General features: G+C 54.4%; 21 protein-coding genes. 10 read left to right on the forward strand and 11 right to left on the reverse strand.

Going from position 1 to position 22,980, the window contains the following annotated elements:
- Nucleotides 1-11: 11 nt before the first annotated feature.
- Nucleotides 12-1,415, reverse strand: a complete 1,404-nt coding sequence (locus ABIE64_RS17665) for a gamma-glutamyltransferase (protein ID WP_354378135.1) — start codon at nt 1,413-1,415, stop codon at nt 12-14.
- On the opposite strand from ABIE64_RS17665, the gene ABIE64_RS17670 reads away from it, so the two are divergent.
- The 3 genes from ABIE64_RS17670 (at nt 1,402) to ABIE64_RS17680 (ending at nt 4,283) form a co-directional block, all read left to right on the forward strand.
- Nucleotides 1,402-2,748, forward strand: coding sequence for a M48 family metalloprotease (locus ABIE64_RS17670; RefSeq protein ID WP_354378136.1), 1,347 nt, complete (start codon nt 1,402-1,404; stop codon nt 2,746-2,748). The genes ABIE64_RS17665 and ABIE64_RS17670 overlap by 14 nt on opposite strands.
- Nucleotides 2,745-3,434, forward strand: coding sequence for a hypothetical protein (locus ABIE64_RS17675; protein WP_354378137.1), 690 nt, complete (start codon nt 2,745-2,747; stop codon nt 3,432-3,434). Before ABIE64_RS17670 ends, ABIE64_RS17675 begins: the two co-directional genes overlap by 4 nt.
- Nucleotides 3,435-3,521: 87 nt before the next feature.
- Nucleotides 3,522-4,283, forward strand: a complete 762-nt coding sequence (locus ABIE64_RS17680) for a DsbA family protein (protein WP_354378138.1) — start codon at nt 3,522-3,524, stop codon at nt 4,281-4,283.
- A 112-nt stretch (nt 4,284-4,395) separates the two neighbouring features.
- On the opposite strand, the gene thiS is transcribed toward ABIE64_RS17680, so the two are convergent.
- Complete coding sequence (gene thiS / locus ABIE64_RS17685; RefSeq protein WP_007090287.1) at nt 4,396-5,391, reverse strand: sulfur carrier protein ThiS; 996 nt, start codon at nt 5,389-5,391, stop codon at nt 4,396-4,398.
- Between the two features lie 243 nt (nt 5,392-5,634).
- Between thiS and aroQ the strand changes: the two genes are divergently transcribed.
- Genes aroQ through accC form a run of 3 tightly spaced genes read left to right on the forward strand, consistent with a single transcriptional unit; the run spans nt 5,635 to nt 7,900 of the window.
- A complete protein-coding gene (gene aroQ / locus ABIE64_RS17690) occupies nt 5,635-6,081 on the forward strand; it encodes a type II 3-dehydroquinate dehydratase (RefSeq protein WP_040060922.1) in 447 nt (148 codons plus the stop codon).
- Nucleotides 6,082-6,092: 11 nt separating this feature from the next.
- A complete protein-coding gene (accB, locus tag ABIE64_RS17695) occupies nt 6,093-6,539 on the forward strand; it encodes an acetyl-CoA carboxylase biotin carboxyl carrier protein (protein WP_007090289.1) in 447 nt (148 codons plus the stop codon).
- 17 nt (nt 6,540-6,556) lie between these two features.
- A complete protein-coding gene (gene accC, locus ABIE64_RS17700) occupies nt 6,557-7,900 on the forward strand; it encodes an acetyl-CoA carboxylase biotin carboxylase subunit (RefSeq protein WP_007090290.1) in 1,344 nt (447 codons plus the stop codon).
- An 84-nt stretch (nt 7,901-7,984) separates the two neighbouring features.
- Here the strand turns inward: accC and ABIE64_RS17705 are convergent, their stop codons facing one another.
- The gene (locus tag ABIE64_RS17705; protein ID WP_007090291.1) at nt 7,985-8,599 is read right to left on the reverse strand and encodes a LysE family translocator; all 615 of its coding nucleotides are present in this window, start codon (nt 8,597-8,599) and stop codon (nt 7,985-7,987) included.
- A 156-nt stretch (nt 8,600-8,755) separates the two neighbouring features.
- Here ABIE64_RS17705 and aat point away from each other — a divergent pair, with 156 nt between their 5' ends.
- Nucleotides 8,756-9,403 (forward strand): leucyl/phenylalanyl-tRNA--protein transferase, encoded by a 648-nt coding sequence (aat, locus tag ABIE64_RS17710; protein WP_007090292.1) that lies wholly within the window; start codon nt 8,756-8,758, stop codon nt 9,401-9,403.
- A gap of 70 nt (nt 9,404-9,473) precedes the next feature.
- The gene (locus ABIE64_RS17715) at nt 9,474-9,956 is read left to right on the forward strand and encodes a GNAT family N-acetyltransferase (RefSeq protein ID WP_007090293.1); all 483 of its coding nucleotides are present in this window, start codon (nt 9,474-9,476) and stop codon (nt 9,954-9,956) included.
- A 67-nt stretch (nt 9,957-10,023) separates the two neighbouring features.
- Here ABIE64_RS17715 and serA read toward each other — a convergent pair whose 3' ends face one another.
- On the reverse strand, nt 10,024-11,265 hold the full coding sequence (gene serA, locus ABIE64_RS17720) for a phosphoglycerate dehydrogenase (protein WP_007090294.1): 1,242 nt from the start codon (nt 11,263-11,265) through the stop codon (nt 10,024-10,026).
- Between the two features lie 228 nt (nt 11,266-11,493).
- Here serA and ABIE64_RS17725 point away from each other — a divergent pair, with 228 nt between their 5' ends.
- Nucleotides 11,494-12,642, forward strand: a complete 1,149-nt coding sequence (locus ABIE64_RS17725; RefSeq protein ID WP_007090295.1) for a GNAT family N-acetyltransferase — start codon at nt 11,494-11,496, stop codon at nt 12,640-12,642.
- An 81-nt stretch (nt 12,643-12,723) separates the two neighbouring features.
- Here the strand turns inward: ABIE64_RS17725 and ABIE64_RS17730 are convergent, their stop codons facing one another.
- From ABIE64_RS17730 to ABIE64_RS17760, 7 genes are all read right to left on the reverse strand, one after another.
- Nucleotides 12,724-14,406: a methyl-accepting chemotaxis protein gene (locus ABIE64_RS17730; RefSeq protein WP_007090296.1), complete on the reverse strand. Its 1,683-nt coding sequence runs from the start codon at nt 14,404-14,406 to the stop codon at nt 12,724-12,726.
- A 12-nt stretch (nt 14,407-14,418) separates the two neighbouring features.
- Nucleotides 14,419-15,036 carry a hypothetical protein gene (locus ABIE64_RS17735; protein WP_354378139.1) on the reverse strand — a complete coding sequence of 206 codons (618 nt, stop codon included), beginning with the start codon at nt 15,034-15,036 and terminating at the stop codon, nt 14,419-14,421.
- Between the two features lie 506 nt (nt 15,037-15,542).
- Nucleotides 15,543-16,097, reverse strand: coding sequence for a hypothetical protein (locus ABIE64_RS17740; protein ID WP_007090298.1), 555 nt, complete (start codon nt 16,095-16,097; stop codon nt 15,543-15,545).
- A 101-nt stretch (nt 16,098-16,198) separates the two neighbouring features.
- Nucleotides 16,199-18,520, reverse strand: coding sequence for an ATP-dependent Clp protease ATP-binding subunit ClpA (gene clpA, locus ABIE64_RS17745; RefSeq protein ID WP_354378140.1), 2,322 nt, complete (start codon nt 18,518-18,520; stop codon nt 16,199-16,201).
- A 3-nt stretch (nt 18,521-18,523) separates the two neighbouring features.
- Nucleotides 18,524-18,850: an ATP-dependent Clp protease adapter ClpS gene (gene clpS, locus ABIE64_RS17750; protein ID WP_354378144.1), complete on the reverse strand. Its 327-nt coding sequence runs from the start codon at nt 18,848-18,850 to the stop codon at nt 18,524-18,526.
- A 261-nt stretch (nt 18,851-19,111) separates the two neighbouring features.
- Complete coding sequence (locus ABIE64_RS17755; RefSeq protein ID WP_354378141.1) at nt 19,112-20,320, reverse strand: phasin family protein; 1,209 nt, start codon at nt 20,318-20,320, stop codon at nt 19,112-19,114.
- Nucleotides 20,321-20,624: 304 nt separating this feature from the next.
- Nucleotides 20,625-21,287, reverse strand: coding sequence for a hypothetical protein (locus ABIE64_RS17760; protein WP_354378142.1), 663 nt, complete (start codon nt 21,285-21,287; stop codon nt 20,625-20,627).
- Nucleotides 21,288-21,549: 262 nt separating this feature from the next.
- On the opposite strand from ABIE64_RS17760, the gene ABIE64_RS17765 reads away from it, so the two are divergent.
- Nucleotides 21,550-22,860, forward strand: coding sequence for a serine hydrolase (locus ABIE64_RS17765; RefSeq protein ID WP_354378143.1), 1,311 nt, complete (start codon nt 21,550-21,552; stop codon nt 22,858-22,860).
- The last annotated feature ends 120 nt before the right edge of the window (nt 22,861-22,980 follow it).

The raw sequence follows: 22,980 nt of genomic DNA on the forward strand, positions 1-22,980 counted from the left end.
TAAAGGGTGGCTTACTGGGTGCCCGCCATACCGCCGCCCGCAGGATCGGCAATGAACTGGCAGCTTTCAGGATGCGGCGGCACCCCTTCAAGGCAACGCACGATATTGACCGCCGGTTTGCCCGCCGAATTCATCGGGACATTGGCAGCCGCCCCCTTTTCGATCAGGTCTTCGGCCATGGTGGCAATCTGTTTGGTGGCACCGGCCGGGGTGCCGGTGCCAGCGATCCCATAGTAATATTCCCAGACAAACGGGTTGACCATAAGTGCCGGGCCCATCAACGGGGTCTGGGCATAACCCGCATCCCCGGCGGCAAGGTTAAGGCCGAACGCATCGGCACCAAGCCCCGCACCAAACGGTTTGTTCATCGTGGTCATGCAGGCAACCGCATTGGCCTTGCGGTCCAGCACGACAAAGCCGCTGCGCCCGGTATTGGCTTGAATGTTGCTGTCAGCAGCTTCGATATCGGCCAGATAGCGGTTCAGGATCGCGCCAAGTTCCGTTTCCGCGTCAATAACAGATCGCCCGTTATCGGAACGCGGCGGATAGGCAAGGTAAAGCGTTTCGTTGCCAACCTTGACCTCGGTCGCGGCCTTCCATTGCGGTTTGTAGGAACGCATGTCTTCGGCCGTCAGCGTGCCACCGGCATTCTGAACCGCGGTTGCGATCTGGGCGCCAAGGGCACCGTTATAAAACTCGCCCGGTCCCTTGACCCGAAGAGAGGTCAGAAGTGCGCCAAGATTGACGGAACGAATCCGGTCACCGACCTGTAATGTTTTGCCATCTGGCATGAAAACATCGCGCAGGATCGGACTTGCTTCGATCCGGTCGCGATTGGCTGCGATATCATCAACCATCGAACGCGATACCGGCACACCAAGGCGGGCATACTGTTCGGCGGCCGAAAGAAGCTGCGGCCATTGCAGACGACCATAACGCGCACTAAGTGCGTAAAGGCCGCGCGGGACACCCGGAACGGTCGTTGCGACCTGGCCATCTGCGGTGCGAGTCCCCGGACGTGGCCAGAAATCAAGGACTTCGACCTTCTTCGATTCCCGATCATGGACAACGCAAACCCCGCCACCACCGATACCGGCAACCGATGATTTGGTCACCGTCATGGTGGCATAAAGCGCAACAGCCGCATCGGCCGCCGTGCCGCCAGCCGAAAGAACATCGCGCGCAACACGGACCGCACGGGGTTCGTCGGCAACCACGCCACCAAGGAAACCACTGACGGCCCCGATTTGGCCAAGATTATCAGTATTATCAGTACCGCAGGCAGCAAGACCGGCAGTCATTGCGATTGCCGCCATGATCCGCCATGATGGCTTGCGCGTCGGGAACCTGTCCGCACGGGTCGGGTCGACATAAGATGAACGAGAACACGGAACGCACATTTTGCTCAGACGCATTATTACTCTCACTGCCATTTTCCTTGTTGCCCTGCCCAGCACAGTTTTTGCGCAGGGTCGTTCTTTTATCCGGGATACCGAGATTGAGGAAACCCTTCATCTCTATGCGACCCCGATATTCAAGGCTGCCGGGCTCGATCCGCGCGGCGTTACTGTCTATATCGTCTCAGATCCCAGCCTGAACGCATTCGTTGCAGGTGGCCAAAAGCTTTTTATCAATACTGGCCTCTTGTTGAAAGCCCAGACTCCCGAACAGGTTATGGGCGTGATGGCCCACGAGACCGGCCACATTGCGGGCGGGCATCTTTCACGTGTTCATGATCAGCTTCGAAATGCATCTGCTGTGTCGATTCTGTCAACCATCGTTGGGGTTGCTGCCGGTGTTGCCGCCGGACGTGCCGATGTGGGTACGGCGGCCGTTCTTGGCGGCCAGAACGTGGCGGAACGCAATTTTCTGGCCTATTCGCGAACACAGGAAAGCAGTGCCGATCAGGCCGGCGTCAAATTCCTGAGCGAAGCAGGCATATCATCGCGCGGCCTGATGGAATTCATGGAAACGCTTGAAGGTCAGGAATTGCTGAGCACCGCGCGTCAGGACCCGTATCTGCGCAGTCACCCGTTGACGACCGAACGTGTTGATTTCCTTGAAAACTATACCGCGAATTCACCGTTAAAAGACGCCAAGGTCGATCCGGTTCTGTATGAACGCCATGACCGTATGCGCGCCAAGCTGTATGCGTTTACCAACCATATCCAGCATACTTTGCGCACCTATCCCGAGTCCGATACCAGCGTTTCGGGGCGCTATGCGCGCGCCATCGCCTATTACCGGGACTCGCAAATCGAACCGGCGATGAAACTGATTGACGGGCTGATCGCCGAAGAACCCGAAAACCCGTATTTCGAGGAGCTTAAGGGTCAGGTCCTGCTGGAATTCGGCAAGGCCAGGGAAGCCACCGATCCGCTGCGCAAATCGGTCGAATTGTCCAATGGTGCCCCTTTGATCCGCCTTCTGCTGGCGCATGCCCTGATTGAAAGCGGCGATGATGCGGTTCTGGGCGAAGCCAAGGAAAACCTTCTGGGGGTTCTTTCGGTGGAGCGAGGCAATGCATCGGCATGGCGTTTCCGGGCGATCATTGAAAACCGTCTTGGCAATGAAGGCGAAGCATCGCTGTCGCAGGCGGAATACAGCCTTTTGACCGGGGACCGGGAAGCGGCGAAATATCATGCGGTGCAGGCCGACCGGAAACTTGAAAAAGGCACCGCGACCTGGCAGCGCGCACAGGACATCATCCGGGCGACCGACCCGGAAGGCACGGACAAGCCCAATTGATATCGGTTCTGTCGCCGCGGGCGGGCGTCATTTCGATGATGTCGCGCCGTCTGGGCGTTGCTTTTATGGCGGTTTACGTCCTGGCCGGATGCAGCCTGCCCGATGCCGGGGTCAGCGTCGAGGGAGACCTGAAGCTTCTTTACGCCCCCTTCTCGCTTGGAAATCCGCCGCGCTACTGGCATTACGCCGACCGCCCGGCAAAGCTTGATCAGGGAGAACAGTCAAAGGCCAACAGCCTTTACTGGGACGATATCGACGGGCGCATCGCCCTTGCCATGCGCCCGGCCATTGCCCCGTTTGAACTTGGCCGCCGAACCAATATTTCGGTTCTTGCATCCCCCTATCTATCTTTTGACTGGTTGATGAACGCATCCGCCCTGCCCGGCGATACCGAGCTTGTGCTTGGTTTCCGGTCGCAGTCACAAGGGGATTGGGGCGAAAGTGACCTGGGAGTTGGCAAGCCGCCGATTGATCACGTAATCCGCCTGCCGATCGGGGGCGATATTTCGGGCACTGTCGGCTGGCAGCGGGATTATTTCGATCTTTCGACCCTGCATCGACGATACTGGCCCGACACAGACACTGTCGATGTTCGTCTGGTATGGATCGGCGTCGCATCGTCACATGATCAGCGCCCCGATGTGGCCGGTGTCACATATCTCTCGCATATTTTACTTTCCCGTTAGGGTGCCCGTCTCGTATCAATGATCTAGAGAAATCAGGTCCTGCGCGATGTCAGAAACATCCGGGACGAAGACAACAAAGGATTTTCGATGAATTCGCTTATGATCAAACGCCTTCTGGGCGGTGCCGCCATTATGCTTTCTCTGGGTTTTGCCATGGGGGGCCCGGCACAGGCAGCAGACCTTAGCGACGCGCAGAAGGCCGAGATCGAAGGCGTGATCGAGCAGTATCTGATGGAAAACCCGGATGTTCTGTTGCGCGCCATCCAGAATGTTCAGGTCTGGCAGACAACCAAACAGGCCCGTCAGCAGGCCGAAGCCATTCAGCCGGTCTGGGATGCGCTGGTGGCTGACAGCTCGGTGCCATCGGTTGGCCCGCTTGATGCACCGGTTACCGTGATCGAATTTTTTGATTATCACTGCGGTTATTGCAAACGCGCGTTTGACGGCGTGAAGGAACTTGCGGAAAATTCCGACGGCAAAATCCGCACCATGTTTGTTGAATTCCCGATCCTGCGCGAAGAAAGCGCCAGTGCGGCACGTGCCGCACTGGCCGCTGCCAAGCAGGGCAAATACATGGAAATCCACGCGGCCTTCATGGAAAGCCGTGGTGTGCTTGACGAAGCACAGATCAATAAGCTGGCCGAAGATGCCGGTGTTGACGTTGATCAGATGCGCAAGGACATGCAGTCGCCGGAAATCAACGGCATGTTGCAGCAATATTCCGCCATGGCGCGCAGCATCGGGGTTAATGGCACCCCCGCCTTCCTGATCAATGGTCAGATGGTGTCGGGGGCGGATATGGAACGGGTCAATGCGCTGGTCAAAGCCGGACTTAAAGAAGCGTCCTGATTTTTAAATCACCTGCGACTACGGATGCAGTCAATCCGTTTCGCAGCCTTAATAAAACAAAAGCCCCCGTTTCGGTATCGAAACGGGGGCTTTTTATCGGGCGTTTGCGCGATCAGATCAAACCGGCCAGCGGCGAGGACGGATCGGCATATTTTTTCTTGGGCATACGACCGGCAAGGAAAGATTCCCGACCAGCGATGATTGCGTGTTTCATGGCGCGCGCCATACGGATCGGGTCCTTGGCACCGGCAATCGCGGTATTCATCAGAACACCGTCACAGCCCAGTTCCATGGCAAATGCCGCATCGGACGCGGTGCCAACACCGGCATCGACGATCACGGGCACATTGGCGTTTTCCTTGATGAGCGCAATATTGACCGGGTTCAGAATCCCCATGCCCGATCCTATCAGGGAACCCAGCGGCATGATCGCGACACAGCCCATATCTTCAAGCATCTTGGCCTGAATGGGATCGTCGCTGCAATAAACCATCACGTCGAAACCGTCCTTGATCAGGGCTTCGGCCGCCTTGAGGGTTTCGGGCATGTTGGGATACAGCGTTTTCTGATCGCCCAGAACTTCAAGCTTCACCAAGTTCCAGCCGCCGGCTTCGCGGGCCAGACGCAGGGTGCGAACAGAATCATCGGCCGTAAAGCAACCCGCCGTATTGGGCAGATAAACGTATTTTTTCGGATCGACATAATCGACCAGCATTGGCTGCGACGGGTCGGTCAGGTTAACACGACGCACCGCAACCGTAACCATTTCGGCACCCGAGGCATCAATCGCGATGCGGGTTTCTTCGAAATCCTTGTATTTGCCGGTACCGACGATCAGACGCGATTTGAATTTGTGACCGGCAACAACAAAGCCCGCGTCATCGGCCGATGCAAGATCGGCATCCGATGAACCGCCACCAATGAAATGAACGATTTCAAGTTTATCGCCATCAGCAAGGGCGGTATCGCCATAGGCCGTTTTCGGCACGATTTCGAGATTGCGTTCCACCGCGACCTTGGTCGCCGTGATCCCGAGTTCGCCGAGAAGATCGGCAACGGTTGCTGCGGTATCGATGGTGCGGTCTTCACCGTTGATGGTCAGGCGCATCTGTTCGTCTTGTCCTTGTGGTATCAAAATATTCATCTATTGGCGCGCAGTATGCGCAGCTGCCGGGCGAGAGGCAAGCTGTGATCGGCGGATTCTGCCATGCGGGGCACACAAAGCTGTGCCGATGGCGATGATGCAGGCATGATCTTGCGGCTACAGTCATAGCCTCGTCCGAATGCAACGTTGCGTCAGACTTTGGTCGTGCTATAAACGCATCACTATATGTTGGGCATGTGGGAACGGATGACAAAACCCGTCTACATTCTGAATGGGCCGAATTTGAACCTGCTGGGACAGCGTCAGCCGGAAATTTACGGTTCGACCACCTTGCGGGATATCGACAGCATGTGTTCGGCACATGGGTCGCAATTAGGCCTGCCCGTCGTCTTTCGCCAAAGCAATCATGAAGGCGAACTGGTTGACTGGATTCAGGAAGCCCGGCAAGAAGCTGCTGGCATTATTATCAATGCTGGGGCATATACGCACACATCGGTTGCGATCCTTGACGCCTTGCTGGCATCCGATTTGCCGGTCGTCGAGGTGCATCTTTCAAATATTCATCAGCGGGACGCATTCAGACATCATTCTTACGTCTCAAAAGCTGCAAAAGGCATGATCTGTGGTTTTGGCGCGCAGGGTTACATTCTTGGCCTTGATGCCATCAGATCACTGATCCACACACCATCATAAAAGATATCGAAATGAGCAAGTTCAACATCGACAACGATACCATTCGCCAGCTCGCCGAGCTGCTGGACGAGACCAACCTGACCGAGATCGAAGTTGCCGCAGGCGACAATCGCATTCGCGTCGCCCGTCAGGGCACCATGGTTGCAGCCGCTCCGGCTGCTGCACCGGTTGCGGCTCCTGCTGCGGCGGCTGCTCCGGCGGCACCTGCTGATGCAGGTTCCCATCCGGGTGCTGTAAAATCGCCGATGGTTGGCGTGGTCTATTTCGCACCGGAACCCGGCGCTGCACCGTTTATTTCGGTCGGTTCCAGCGTTTCCGAAGGCCAGACCCTGATGCTGATCGAAGCAATGAAGACCTTCAACCCGATCCGCGCGCCGAAATCTGGCAAAATCAGCCAGATCATCGCAACCGACGGCCATCCGGTCGAGTATGACGAGCCGCTGGTCATTATTGAATAAGCCGGGGTAAACACCGCATGTTCGACAAACTACTGATTGCCAACCGTGGCGAAATCGCGCTGCGTATTCAGCGCGCCTGCCGCGAAATGGGCATCAAAACTGTCGCGGTGCATTCCACCGCCGATGCAGATGCCATGCATGTCCGCCTGGCAGACGAAGCCGTCTGCATCGGCCCGGCAGCATCGAAAGACAGCTATCTGAATATTCCGGCGATCCTGTCGGCAGCCGAAATCACCGGGGCGGAAGCCATCCATCCGGGTTACGGCTTCCTGTCGGAAAATGCCGACTTTGCCGCCATGGTCGAAGAACATGGCTTTGCCTTTGTCGGTCCGTCGGCGGAACATATCCGCATGATGGGTGACAAGATCACCGCCAAACTCACAGCAGCAAAACTGGGCATTCCGGTTGTTCCGGGGTCGGACGGAGAAATCACCACCGTTGCCGAGGCGCAAAAATGCGCCAAGGAAATCGGCTATCCGGTTCTGATCAAGGCATCGGGCGGCGGCGGCGGTCGCGGCATGAAAGTGGTCGAGCGCGACGAAGACCTTGCCGAAGCCTTTTCTATGACCCGCAAGGAAGCATTGCAGAACTTTGGCAATGCCGCGGTTTATATGGAAAAGTACCTTGGCAAACCGCGCCATATCGAACTTCAGGTTATCGGCGATTCCCACGGAAATGCCGTCCATCTGTTCGAACGTGACTGTTCGTTGCAGCGCCGTCACCAGAAAGTGCTTGAAGAAGCCCCTTCGCCAACGCTGACACCGGAAGAACGCGAACGTATCGGATCGACCGTTGCCAACGCGATGCGTGGCATGGGATATCGCAATGCCGGTACGATTGAATTCCTGTATGAAAATGGCGAGTTCTATTTCATTGAAATGAACACCCGCCTGCAGGTCGAACATCCGGTGACCGAAGCCATTTCGGGCGTTGACCTTGTGCGTGAACAGATTCGCGTTGCCGCAGGCCTTGAACTGTCCTTTACACAGGAAGATCTGGAAATTCACGGCCATGCGATTGAATGCCGCATCAATGCCGAAGATCCGGAAACCTTTGTGCCGTCACCGGGCAAGATCAAGGAATATCATGCACCGGGCGGTTTGGGCGTTCGTGTCGATAGCGGTATCTATACCGGTTATTCGATCCCGCCCTATTACGACAGCATGATTGCAAAGCTGATCGTGCATGGGCGTGACCGCGAAGAATGCATGATGCGCCTGCGCCGTGCCTTGGCCGAATATGCGATTGGCGGGATCAAAACCACCATTCCGCTGCATCAGAAGCTTTTGGCGCAGCCCGATATCCAGAAAGGTGATTACGACATTCACTGGCTGGAAAAATTCATGGGCATGAAGAAGTAACCTTCTATATCCCGATCAAAAAACGGGGCTTCCTTTCGGGAGCCCCGTTTTTGTTTGGGAATTTCCGTTAGCCCAGCAACGCCCCTAGCGAGAGGCGATGGCAACCGCCGCCCCGACCATCACCGTTGCACTGGTGCGGTTGGCGATTTTCATAGCACGTCGGCTGCGGATCAGGTGGCGCAGACGCGACGCCATGAAAACCCATGTCAGGTCGACCGCGACCAGAACCACCATTAGGGCGACGGAAAGTTCGAACCAGCCAAACAGCGACACGGATGCCAGATCAATCACGGTTGGAACCAGCGCCATATAGAACAGCATGATTTTCGGATTGCCCATCGTCACCGTCATGCCCGCGATGAACATCCGAACACCGGATTTTGTATCGGGGATGGTTTCGGCATCGACATCAACAGACGCGTGCCACATCTTCCACGCCAGATACAGAAGATAGGCCACACCGACATATTTGATTATGGTGAACAGAAGATGGAAGCTGTTTGCGATGGCCGACAGGCCAAGTACGGCAAAGCTGAGCCAGATCAGTTCGCCAATCCACAATGCGACCAGAAACGGCAGGATATCGCGGTATCCGCGTGCAAGAACCCGGGCCACGAGTGCCGCAACACTTGGTCCCGGCGATCCTGATGCCACCAGCAACGCCCCGGCAAAAATAATCAGCGAAGAAATTTCGAGCATTTTACAATTCCGGCGCGAAAGAATTAATCATACATTTCGATTATCATGCCAAACATAGTCGATGGACTGCAAGCTGCTATCTTGTCAGAACAGTGCGCGTTCACATATGTAAACAGACGATTTGCAAACAGGACCGAAACCATTATCACCGCGATCATGTCGAACCAACTGACCCCTGATCTGTTGATCCGTGCCTATTCGGTCGGCCTGTTTCCCATGGCCGAAAGCCATGATGACCCGACCCTTTACTGGATTGACCCGGAATGGCGTGGCGTATTGCCGCTTGACGGCTTCCACGTGCCCAGAAGCCTGCGCAAAGCGGTGCGCAAGGGGACATTCAAGGTCCATGTAAACAAAGCCTTTCCCGATGTCATTCGTGCCTGTGCGGAGCCAACCGACAGCCGGGATGATACCTGGATCAATGACAATATCCTTGATGCCTATTGCGCGCTTCACAAGATGGGGTGCGCCCATTCGATCGAGGCATGGCTTGATGGCAAGCTGGTTGGCGGTCTTTATGGCGTCAGCCTTGGGCAGGCGTTTTTTGGCGAAAGCATGTTTTCGCGTGCGACCAATGCATCAAAGGTGGCATTGGTGCATCTTGTCGCCCTTTTGCGGCAAGGCGGCTATACCCTGCTTGATACCCAGTTCGTCAATGATCACCTAAAACAGTTCGGGGTGGTCGAAATCCCACGGGAACGTTATCGTTCCGAACTTGCCCGCGCGCTTGCCGGACGGGCGAGCCTGCCGTTTGAAGCGGACCCCGAATTTATCGAACAGGTCTTGCAACAGGGCGACCGCTAACACCTGCCCGCGCCATGTTTTATCCCCTGCCCCGCGCGGGCTTGTTCCCCACGAAAGACTGATCGTTACAATGCAGATACGCCCCGCCACCCAGAATGATGTCGCGAAAATCCTTGAAATCGTTGCCCCGATCCTTCGGGCCGGTGAAACCTATGTCATGCCCACCGATATGACCGACACGGATGTGTTGGCCTATTGGATGGGCGCGGACAGGGAAACCTTCGTTGCCGAGGAAGACGGGCAGATTGTTGGCACCTATTACCTGAAGGCCAATCAGCCGGGCAATGGTGCCCATGTCGCCAATTGCGGCTATATGACCGCCCCCGATGCGGGCGGGCGCGGGATTGCGCGGCGAATGTGCGAAGACTCGCTGATCCGTGCAAGGGATCGGGGCTTCAAGGCAATGCAGTTCAATTTCGTCATCGCCAGCAACAAGGCCGCGGTGCATCTTTGGCCGCAGCTTGGCTTTGAAATTGTCGGGCGTTTGCCCGGTGCCTATATGCACCCGACACACGGCGAAACCGACGCACTGATCATGTATCGCAAACTATAAGAAAAGGGCGGAAACAATGATGTTTCCGCCCTTCTCAGTTTGATTGCATTGCGCAACTATAGATAGATCAGAACAGGAAGCGAACCCGAAGCGTACCGTCGATGGCTTCGAGTTCCTTGCGGATGCCAAGCCCCGGCTGGATTTCCTCGTCGACTTCGACAACCACGTAACCCACGCCGCCTTCGGAACGCAGATACTGACCGCTGATATTCATGCCACGCGTTGCAAACACGTCGTTGATTTTCGACAGAACGCCCGGAACGTTGCGATGAATATGCATGAAGCGGGTGTGCTTGCGATCCTTGACCGGCAGCGAAACTTCCGGGAAGTTGACCGCACCCAGCGTCGACCCGTTATCGGAATAGGTGATCAGCTTGTCGGCAACTTCGACACCGATATTTTCCTGTGCTTCCTGGGTGGAACCACCGATATGCGGGGTCAGGATCACGTTCGGCATACCGCGAAGCGGGCTCTGGAATTCCTCGTCCTTGCCCGCAGGCTCGACCGGGAACACGTCAAGGGCTGCACCGGCCAGATGGCCGCGTTCCAAGGCCGCAGCAAGGTCTTCGATCACGATGACATTGCCACGTGCCGCGTTGATCAGGTGCGCCCCCGGCTTCATCTTGGCGATTTCGGTCGCGGTGATCATGTTTTTGGTCTGTTCGTTGGCCGGAACATGCAACGAAACGACATCAGATTTCGCCAGCAATTCATCCATCGAACTGCACGAGGTGGCATTACCCATCGCAAGCTTGTTGATCACATCATAATAAATGACGTTCATGCCAAGCGATTCCGCCAGAACCGACAGCTGCGATCCGATATGACCATAGCCGATGATGCCCAAAGTCTTGCCGCGCGCCTCGTACGAGCCCTTGGCATTTTTAAGCCAGCCACCGGCATGGGCAGCCTTGTCACGCTGCGGGATACCGCGCATCAGCATGATGATCTGACCCAGAACCAGTTCGGCGACCGAACGGGTATTGGAATAAGGCGCATTGAAGACCGGAATACCGCGCATCGCAGCGGCTTTCAGATCAACCTGATTGGTGCCGATACAGAAACAACCGATAGAGGTCAGCTTGGGTGCAGCGTCGATGACTTCTTCGGTCAGTTTGGTGCGGGAACGGATGCCCAGAAAATGCGCTTCGGAGACGACGGATTTCAGTTCATCCGCATCCAGAGCAGCAGGGTAGTGGTCGACATTTGAGTAGCCGGCCTCTTTGAACATCTTTACAGCGTTTTCATGGATACCTTCGAGCAGGACGATCTTGATCTTGTCCTTCTCCAACGAAAGCTTGCTGTTCACGGCGCACCATCCTTTTCTTTGCGAGGGCGACACGGGCATTTCCCGAGCCGTAGGGCCGTAACGTTACGCGCCCTTGGCCCAATGAAATAGGGCCTAAGGCAACGTCCGTCAAAGGCTTTCCCTTGCGCAAACATGCAATGCGCCTATCTTCTGAACGCATATACCGGCTATTGCGTATAGAATGCAGGCCCGAACGGCGACCAAGGATTGAACACAGGGGACCCCATCTTGCCTGCCGAGATAAGAACCGTTACCGATATCCATAAAATCGGCGAAGCCGACTGGGACAAATGCGCAGGCACGGCGAACCCGTTTGTCAGCTTTGCCTTTCTTTCCGCAATGGAAGATAGTGGCTCGGCCAATGCCGATACCGGTTGGCAACCCTTTCATCTGGTGGTTACCGATGATGACGATACGGTTGCCGGGATTGTGCCGCTTTATGTCAAATCGCATTCCTATGGCGAATATGTCTTCGACTGGAGCTGGGCGGAAGCCTATGAGCGGGCGGGTGGACGGTATTATCCGAAATTACAGGCCGCCGTACCCTTTTCACCGGTTCCGGGCCCGCGGCTTCTGATACGGTCCGATCATCCAGCCCCTGAGCGCGTTCGCACACTTCTGATTGGTGCGCTTTGTGCCCTGCCCGAACGGCTTGGCATTGCCAGCCTGCATGTAACGTTTTGCAGTGGCGATGAAAGCCGGGCGATGCAAGATGCCGGATTTCTTCCGCGAACCGGCATTCAATATCACTGGTACAATCGTGGTTACGACAGTTTTGACGATTTCCTTGGCGCGCTGAATTCGCGCAAACGCAAAAATCTGCGCAAGGAACGCAAACAGGTGCGCGATGCGGGATACAGCTTTGAAGTTCTATCGGGTGATGACCTTAAAGCCGCCCATTGGGACCGGTTTTATGCCTTTTATCACGACACATCGGATCGCAAATGGGGGCAGGCCTATTTAACGCGGGAGTTCTTTGATCTTCTGCATGAACGGGTCCGGGACCGGACCGTTTTGGTGGCTGCCTTTCGTGACGGCGACATGGTTGCCGGGGCGCTCAACCTGATCGGCACGGAAACCTTATACGGACGCAACTGGGGCACTGTTGACCGGACCCCGCTTTTGCATTTCGAGACCTGTTACTATCAGGCGATCGATATCGCGATTGAACGCGGCCTTAAAACGGTTGAGGCCGGGGCACAGGGTGAACACAAAATCCAGCGTGGCTATGAACCGGTTCTGACCCATTCGGCACATCTGATTGCCGATGCCGGTTTACGCACTGCCGTGGCCCGTTTTCTGGATCAGGAACGCCATCATATCGCGCAGGATCGCGAATTTATCGTGGCCGAACACAGCCCGTTCAAACAGGAATGAACCGGCAGCTCCGCCAAGCAAAAAGGAGCACGATGCATCAGCATCGCGCCCCTTCCTGACTGCCCAACCAACTCAGTATTTTTAGACGGCTCTGACGTCGTTCAGGAAGCCATTTACATGGCTTCTCAGCTCATCATTGGCGGCCGCAAGACGACCGACACAGTCAAGCTGACCATTCGAAAGATCACCGCTTTCGGTTGTGGCCAGGGCAACACTTTTCACCGCATTTGAAATCGCGACGTTGCCATTGGCAGCCCCTTCGACACTGCGTGAAATTTCTTCGGTTGCAGCGCCCTGCTCTTCCACCGCACTGGCAACAACCGACATCAGTTCATCAATTTGATGAATGGTTTCGGCAAAGCCGCGAACGGCTTCGGCGGCGGCACCGGTTTCACCCTGCATTTCGGTAATTTTCGCAGTGATCTGTTCGGTTGCCTTCACCGTCTGGGCAGCAAGGTTTTTGACTTCCCCCGCCACCACCGCAAAGCCCTTGCCTGCATCGCCGGCACGTGCGGATTCAATTGTCGCGTTAAGTGCCAGCAGGTTTGTCTGATCAGCAATGTCGCTGATCAGGCTGACAACTTCACCAACACTTTGCGCCGCTTCGTTCAGCATTTCGACACGCTGATTGGTGCGTTCGGTTTCCGCAACGGCATGCTGGGTAATTTCGGTAACACGTGCGATCTGCGATGCGATTTCAGAAATCGACGCGGAAAGCTGCGCGGTTGCCGATGCAACGGTTTCGATGTCTCCCGATGATTCTTCGGCCTGCTCTGCCACACTTTTCGCATCCTGATTGGCGCGAACCGAATGTGACGAAAGCGTTTCCGATGCACTGCGGACTTCGTCCAGCGCAACATTAACCGCCGAAAGAACTTCCTGGATTTTATGATCGAAACCGGCAGTCAGTGTACCCATACGCTTGCTGCGTTCGATCTGGCGTTCGGCTTCAATCCGTTCCTGTTCGGCCATCCGGGCACGTTCACGGGCGTTTTCACGGAACACTTCAAGCGATTTGGCCATCGCCCCCACTTCGTCGGCGCGCTTCATATCAAGGATTTCGATATCAAGGTTGCCAGATGCCAGACTTCCCATCGCATCCGTCATCTTGCGGATCGGTGTCGCAATAAGGCGCGACAACGTGCCACCAAACAATGCCGCCATGGCGATCAGCAAAACAACACCAATGCCCAGTGTGGTCTGGAACAGCATCATGGCCCGTTCGACACGGTTTTCGACATCCAGGTTCATCTGGTCGATATTTTCTGCCAGTTCCAGGGCAATCTTCGATACGCTGTCAGACAATTCACGCGGTTCGCCGGAAGCTTCAATCGCGCGCGCATGGTTGACGGTCAGGTAATGACGCATCAGTTTCGCCTGCTCGCTGGCGATCTCTTCCCAGCGATAAATTGCGCTGTCCATCTGTTCGATAAGATCGGCAATTGTCGGGTTAATCGTCGCGTAAGCTTTCAGAACATCGGTGCGGGTATCGATTTCAGCCAGCGATTCCTGATAACTTTCAAGTCCGGTCCGGTCACCGGTTGTCAGGAAATAAACCAGTTCCTGACGCGCCATCAGATAAGAGCGGTCCAGGTTGCGATAGTCGCGTTCGAAATCAGAAAGATAATCACGTTGATCATTGGCAGACTTGACCTGGAAAGTCGCAAACATCCCAGCACCCGCAACCATCAGGATGACCACAATCATCACAGCAAAGCAGGTCGTCAGCTTGGCTGGTATGGAAAGGTTTTTGAAGAAGTTCATTGTCCGTCTCCCTTACAACTGCTGACGACGCGCGAGTTCATTAAGATTGACCTCGATCGTGACGGCACCGATTGGTGCCCCTTGCTGATCGCTCATGGTCATATTGAGCTGCGAACGCCAGGTGTCGGATTCTTCGTTATATTCAGCTTCATCAATGAAGACGGCGTTGGCTCCGTTGGGGAAGGTGTTTTTGAACTTGGCCTCGTCCCCCTGCCAGAAATCGGAAGTGATCGAGCTTTGCCCGACATTGAGGCCGACAGCGTCCATGACAAATATTTCGGCAAACAATCCGCCGGAACGCGCCTGGATCTGCGTCAGATAACTGGAAAGAGGATTGGTCAGAATGGCTGCGACCAGCGGCTGGTCCTCGGCTTCGCGTTCCGCCACCCATTGTTTGTCGGCCGCATCGATCTGATCCTGCGTCATACCTTTGCGCAACCGGTTCTGCGACGAGATTGAAAGTTCGACCACCGGATTTGCAAGCCATTCCCGAACATCACGGATAGTGTCATCCGTAATCAACTGGTCCGGTGCCCCGGGCAAATCTGACTTGGCATTGGCGGCAGTGACACCAAACGAAGTGCCAATCATCAGACTCGTCACCAGAACAAGGTGTTTTGTTATCTTCATAACCCTTCCTACCCCTCCGTATGCAAATACTATCCCTTGGTATAGATTATACAGAGAAAAATCTGTTCATCAACTACTTTTAGACGCAGGAAAATATATACAAACACGCATACATTATCCGATATCCCCATATGGGGATGCCAGTTAAGCCATTGGAGGGCTGGATGATAAGAAAAGGGGGACAAAAGAAAAAAGCGGCGGAAAAACCGCCGCTGAGTTTGGTTGGGACACGAGCAAACTGCAGAAGATTACGTTGTTCCAGGCGCAAGATGCGCCCCTGCAAAGAACAACTGTCCGATCACACATATGCATAGGGTGTGCCAGTTTTTGGCATCATCTTAAAATCGCAGAATTTGGCCGATTATTGATTGAAAAACCTCTGATAAGACAACTACTTCAAAATTAATTCGCAATTTGCGACAGAAATATTTGCAAAATGCAACAGCCATTCTTTGCATTTTGCAAAGCGCAATTTAAGTCAAATGACAGCAGGATTGATCTGCAGATCAACCGGCGTTGCGGCGTGCCGGCTTACGCTTTTTCCGGTTCCCGAAATTCAGCAAAGCAGGAGCGTTTTCAATGATTTCCTGAAGAATTTCCTTGGCAATCTCAAGGTCATCCTTGGCACCTTCATCAAGGTGGCTGATATATCGCGGATTGGAAATCATGCGCTCTGCCTCATAAAGCGTGCGGAGCTCGCTTTGAAACATCTCGCGCGCACCAAGTGGCAGAACCGGCTTGGCACTCATCACAAAGAAGAATTTCAGGCTGGTTTTGATCACGATGCGCAGCATCAGAATCTGCAATTTATGGAATTGCTCTTCGAGCTCGTCCTTTTTCGGATGCTTTTCAAGCTTTGCAAGGCGGTCCGTAATCACCAGCGAAAGCGCTTTGAAATTATCGACTTCCTCGCGGAAAGGCCGGTAACCTGTCACTTCCGTTGTATCGACCGTCTTCTCGATCACATCTGCCAAAGCCACAAGCCTGCGCGCCTGCGATTCAAGTTTGGACAGAAACTTCTCGACTTCATCCCGGTATTTTCGCTGTGTCGCCTGGTTCATTGTTTTTATATGCCACCAAAAGCAATTGCCCGAAACAACTGTTCCGGGCAATCACAATAACGCGCCAAAACTTAATGACAAGGTAATCGATCACAGGGCAATCAGTTTGCCATTTCCGTATCTTTTTCCTTTTTCGACCCGCCACCATTTTCTTCCGGATAACGGAAGATAACGGCATCGTCTTCGATATCGACCAGAACAGCCCCGCCCTTTTCGAGTTTGCCAAACAGCAATTCCTCGGCCAGCGGCTTTTTGACGTGTTCCTGAATGACACGCCCCAAAGGACGCGCCCCAAAGGCTGCATCATAGCCCCGTTCGCCCAGCCAGGTCCGCGCTGCTTCGGTCAGTTCAATCGAGACATTCCGATCCGCAAGCTGGACTTCAAGCTGAAGGATGAACTTATCCACCACCATCTTGACGACCTCAGGCTTGAGGTTTTCAAACGGAATGACCGCGTCCAGACGATTACGGAATTCTGGCGAGAAAGTCCGCTTGATCGCCTCTGCATCCTCGCCGGTACGCATTTCGCGTTTGAAACCGATGGGCGGCTTTGCCATATCCGATGCGCCCGCGTTGGTCGTCATCACCAGCACAATATTACGGAAATCAACCGTCTTACCGTTATTATCCGTAAGCTTGCCGTGGTCCATCACCTGCAAAAGAATATTGAACAGGTCCGGATGGGCTTTCTCGATCTCGTCAAGCAGGACAACCGCATGCGGATGCTGATCGACGGAATCGGTCAGAAGCCCGCCCTGATCGAAACCGACATAGCCGGGCGGCGCACCAATCAGGCGAGAAACGCTGTGGCGTTCCATATATTCGGACATGTCGAACCGTATGAATTCGATCCCCATGACATGCGCCAGCTGCTTGGTCACCTCGGTCTTACCAACACCTGTCGGGCCGGAGAACAGATAGCTGCCAATCGGCTTTTCCGGTTCGCGCAAACCGGCACGTGCGAGCTTGATCGCACTGGCAACGGCTTCAATCGCCTTGTCTTGACCAAATACAACGGTCTTGAGGTCACGTTCCAGATTGGCCAATGCCTTGCGATCATCCGTCGACACCGATTTTGGTGGTATGCGGGCAATCTTGGCGACGATTTCTTCGACATCGCGTTTGGAAATCGTGCGCTTGCGCTTGCTTGGTGCCACCAGCATCCGGGATGCCCCGACTTCGTCAATCACATCAATCGCGCTATCGGGACGTTTGCGGTCATTGATATAGCGTGATGCCAGCTCGACCGCAGACCGAATGGCCTCGTTGGTGTATTTGACGTGATGATGTTCCTCGTAATAGGGCTTGAGTCCCTTGAGGATTTTAATGGTATCTTCGGGAGACGGTTCTTCGACATCGATTTTCTGGAAACGACGCACAAGGGCGCGGTCCTTTTCGAAATGACCGCGGAATTCCTTGTAAGTCGTGGAACCGATGCACCGAAGCGAACCGCTGGCCAAGGCCGGTTTCAACAGGTTCGAGGCATCCATTGCCCCGCCCGATGTCGCGCCCGCGCCGATCACCGTGTGAATTTCATCAATGAACAGAACCGCGCCATCAAACTCTTCAAGTTCCTTGACGACCGCCTTCAGGCGCTCTTCGAAGTCACCACGATACCGTGTCCCGGCCAGAAGCGCACCCATATCAAGAGAGAAAATGGTGGCATCCGCAAGAACCTCGGGGACATCACCATCAACAATGCGACGCGCCAAGCCTTCGGCGATGGCGGTTTTACCAACCCCCGGATCGCCAACATAAAGCGGGTTGTTCTTGGTGCGACGGCACAGGACCTGAATGGTGCGTTCAATTTCGCTTTGGCGGCCGATCAACGGATCAATCTTGCCATTCTGCGCCTTGACATTAAGGTTCACGCAATAGGCCTTGAGCGCCTCGCCCTCGCCAGCGGCGGCACCTTCTTCAGCGTCGGTTGTCGCACCGGGTGCAACTTCTTCTTCGGCACCACGCGGAATGCGGCGTTCGTTCAGTTCGGGCGCCTTGGCAATTCCGTGGGAAATGTAATTGACCGCATCCAGACGGGTCATGTCCTGCAATTGCAGGTAATAGACCGCATGCGATTCACGTTCGGAGAACAGTGCAACCAGCACATTCGCCCCTGTTACCTCTTCTCGCCCGGAAGACTGAACATGAATGGCTGCGCGCTGTATCACGCGCTGGAAACCAGCCGTCGGTTTGGGGTCCACCAAACGCGCACTGATCAGGCCGGAAAGTTCGCTATCAGCAAACTCCAGCAGATCCGAACGCAGACGATCAACGTCCACCCGGCACGCTTTCAGAACAGACAACGCGTCCTGATCTTCGGTCAATGACAACAGAAGATGTTCCAGCGTTGCATATTCATGACGCCGCTCAGAGGCATATGCCAGCGCACGATGTAAGCTTTCTTCAAGGTTACGTGAGAGCATGTTTCACTCCTTCTCTAACGTGCACTGCAGCGGATGCTGATTTTGCCGCGCCAGATCTATGACCTGGTTGACCTTGGTTTCCGCGATCTCGTAGGTGAAAACCCCACAAATTCCGACCCCCTTTCGGTGGACCTGAAGCATGATCGCGGTCGCCTCTTCCCGGCCCTTTTCAAAGAACCGTTCTAGCACATGGACAACGAATTCCATGGGGGTGTAGTCGTCATTCAGCAACAACACCTTGTACATGGACGGCTTCTTCGTCTTTGGCCGTGTCTTCGTTACGATCCCCGTATTCGGGAGACCACCACCGTCATTGTCCTGATCACTCATAATCTGCTTACCGGAACCCTTTTGTTCTGCATTGTCTCCATGATAGGTCATTGAACATCTGTTTCAAAGTCCGCAGCGACAAAACGTTTCTAACCTCATCCCAAATTCATGTAGGCCGAGAATGCCGTGCTGCAAGATCATTGATCAAACTTCGTCATCTTTGCCGTAAATATCGGTACAAAAAATAAAAACGGACATGGCTGCCAGCCATGTCCGTCCCGATACATTCATTACGGCAAAATCCTAAGTGCGTCGGTTTGCTTACTTAAGCGGAACACCAGCAGCCTTGGACATTGCAGCAAATCCGTCGGTGAAAGCAGCGAACATCATTTTCTGAATTTTTTCGCCTTCGGACATGCCGGACTCGACATAGCGCTTCAGTATACGCTCGTTCAGCTCCTGCAGTTCAGAAAGGCTTTCGACCTTTGAAAGCGCTTCGAAATCAGCTTGGGATGCATCAACTTCCCGCTGCGCCCAGGATGCCAGCTCAGCACCGAAGGAACCGCTTTTTTCCATCAGCTCAGATGAAACCTGCCATACGCCTTCGAAACTTTTTTGCTGCGTTTCGATCAGTTCTTCGTATCTGGCCATCATTTGCGTTCCAGCATCGGAGAATATGTCAGCCTGCTCGGTAATCTTTTCTGTCACCTGAGCAAGAACATCATTGACCGCCGTCAGACTTCCTTCGAGAGCATTCTGGGTTGCTGCAACCATGGTATCGACTTCCGGTGCTTTCCAAAGCTCTGTGAACGGCTCAAGGCTGACCGCACCAAACGCAGCCACATCACCGGCGGCTGTCGGCTGGGCTGCAACCTTAACCTCGACAGCAGTTTTTTGGGTGTTTTTAGCTTTCGTCTCGGCCTTCGCTGCCACTGTCACTTTGGCCGGAGCAGCCGCTTTCTCTTGCTCTGTCACGATGGAAGCCTTCTTTAATGGGGGGGGCGTTTCGGAAATCGCACCAGATGCCTTATCGCTGGAAACCGAAACTTTGGGTTCGCTAACGGCTTTGGAGGTAGGCATAACCGTATTCTTTTTCGATGTGGTTGCCGCCTTCGGACGGCTTGCCGGTTTGGGGCCTGCCGTTGTCTTCTTTCTGGCTTGTTCGGGCGCAGGCTTGCTTTCCGCGGCTTCTGCTTTTACCGGGTCATCAGCCTTGGCCGGAGCCTCAGCCCCTTGAGCGGCAACAGGTTCTTTATTCGCCTCCGGCACTACAGCATCCGGTTTTGATAGCTCCGCAGGAGGATGACGCAACGCCTCTGCTTCAAGCGCGCTTGCGGTTGTGACGACACGCTTCGGCCGCTCTGTTGCAGCCTCGGAAATTTCAGCTGTCGCGGCCTTTGCCGGGGAAGCAGCAGACTTTTTAGCGCCATCAGAAGCTGTTTTTTGAGTCACCGCTTTTGGGCGAGAAGAGACCTTCGCCGGATTAGCATTTGTTGAAGCGGGCGCAGATTTTTTGCGAGGAGTCACCATGTGCCGACCTCCTTGAATTGGGCTTGGCATTCAGAAATTATGCTGCATCGCAACATAACCCTAGATGGAATAGAGGTGCGCCGTCAAGGTTGCTTTGGTGACATTTTAAAAGTCGTGAATGGGTCAAGCACGCCCGGGAGAACGGATTATCTTGATTCCCGGAAACCGATTGTAAAAAACCGGCATACGTTCAACCGCTTAGGCGGGAAATTACGTTAATCCTGATATTCAGGACGCTAAAAAAACAAAAATGGCACGGGTTATGCCGTGCCATTTTCATCGAAGATTCCTGAAACGGATCAGCTTATTTCAGCTGATTTCCGCGCACGGTGCGATAGAAATGGCGAGACTCGGCTTTCTTGTCATTCTTGCTGAAAAACGGATCAGGCTGCTTTGGCGCACCGAAAGCTGGCGGCTGTGGAAGTGTTTTTTCCAAACCTGACAGGTTTTCGAGCACATTCGGGAAAGTCAAAGCGCGCAGATCATCCCTGGTAGATGTCCAGGCGGCAAGCGTGATGCTTTGCGATGAACAGCCAATCGCAACCCAGTAATAATCGTCAGAATGCAGGCGCAATCCGTCGCGGCTTTGATATCCGAAACCATCGGCCTGAAGCGCATCGGTTAGTGCAAGATATTGTCCACGCGACAGGTTTTCCCGCGATTCCGTCCCGCCGAAAGCACCAAGGGGGGCTGTAACCTCGATATTGACCTCGCTTACGTCAAGCGGACCGAATATCCGCGACACCATCTCAAACTGCTCTGCACCGTTCCTGGGAATAAGGTCGTAACTGCGTGTTTCTTTATAATAATCAGCATTATAGACGATGCGAATCCGTCCTTCTGCATCCCCGGCAGAACATGCGGTTCGAATGTCATCCGCATTGATAAACGAGAACCAGCTACCCTTGCGCACCAGTGGATTTTCGATATCGCTTGTACCGGTAAAACTGCATGCAGAAAGCGCCATCAAACCTGCGGCACACAGTGCGCCACCACTTAAAATTGATGATTTTGTTCTTATGTTACTGACAACAGACATTATTTTTTTACGCATTCGATCCTCGATTTTTAACCTTCTGGCGGATATAAATTGAGTCTGACGAAAAAATGAGACCGCAACAAGGCGGCAACTCAGATTATCTGAACAAGCGTTAAGCATTTTTTTAATGCCGCGATGAGACACTAACCATATTTCGTCTTGGGGATCACCGTAAAGCCGAGCCCGTCAAATGCGTTTTAAGACCCGTCTTGGGCCAAAAGCGATGGCCACCGTTAGTACTGATCAAAGTCGACCGATGTGGCAATCGCAGGGGCGCAGGATTTACTGCGTCCTGTCCGTGATGCTGCTGATCATCGCTGCTGTTGTATTCACAACACCGGCAGCAATGGCACGCACCTATACAGCGATGGTTATCGACGCCGAAACCGGCGATGTCCTTCATGAATATCGCGCCGACCACAAAGTTTACCCTGCGTCACTGACCAAGATCATGACGCTTTACATGCTGTTTGATGCGCTGGATTCCGGTAAGGTATCGCTTTCGACACGCATGGATGTTTCCAAACGCGCCTGGGGACAGGCCCCTTCGAAATTAGGCCTTCAGCCTGGTGAAAAGATTTCGGTCGAGGATGCCATTCTGGCACTCGTTACGAAATCGGCAAACGACATTGCCGTTGTGGTCGCCGAGCATCTTGGCGGAACCGAGGTGAAATTCGCGCAGATGATGACCGCGAAAGCGCGCCAGATCGGCATGAAGAACACCACCTTTCGCAATGCATCAGGCCTTCCGAACCGTGGCCAGTTGACCACAGCCCGCGATATGATCCGGCTTGCGGTTTCGCTGCGCAAGGATTACGGCAACTACTACCATTATTTCAGCACCCAGAAGTTCAGCTATGGTAAGCGCACCTATGGCAACCATAACAATCTTCTGGCGTCCTATTACGGTACGGACGGCATCAAGACCGGCTATATCAATGCGTCGGGCTTTAACCTTGTCGCATCGGTCAACCGCAATGGTCGCCGTTTGATCGGCGTTGTCTTTGGTGGCCGGACAGCGCGGTCACGCGATGACCAGATGAAAAAGCTTCTTGATCAGGCCTATCTTGAACTGAAAAAAGACGGCGAAATCATCGCGCCACGTCCGCGCATCAGCCCGGATGGCAAAATTCTTCCGGCTGATACCCAGCTTCTGATGGCCAAGCAGAACAACGCCAATGAAGTCGAACAGCCCGGCCGCATTGATACCGAAACCGTTGTCGCCCGCCTGTCGCCGGAAACCGGCGGATGGGGCATTCAGGTTGGTGCGTTCAGCGATCAGCGTCGCGCACAGGAAGCAGTCCTTGCCGCAGCACGCACAGCGCCGGAAGTCCTTCGGCTGACCCGTGCCGCTGTCGAGCAGCAAAGCAACGGATCGGGTGTTGTTTATCGTGCCCGCCTGCTTGGGTTTGGTGGTGAACAGGAAGCACGCAGTGCCTGTGCTGCGCTGCGCAAGGAAAAGGTCGCCTGTATCCCGGTTAATGCCGGTGATGCCGGGTAAATCGCCTGCCTCAAATCAAAAAAGCCCGCTGACAAACCCCGTCATATTTTGGCGGGGTTTTTCTTTTAGAGGTGTTTGAAAGCTGGCTTGAGTGTGCCGAGGGGATTATGCCTCGGCGAT

Source organism: Thalassospira sp. MBR-102 (assembly GCF_040549275.1).
GTDB classification, from domain to species: domain Bacteria; phylum Pseudomonadota; class Alphaproteobacteria; order Rhodospirillales; family Thalassospiraceae; genus Thalassospira; species Thalassospira xiamenensis.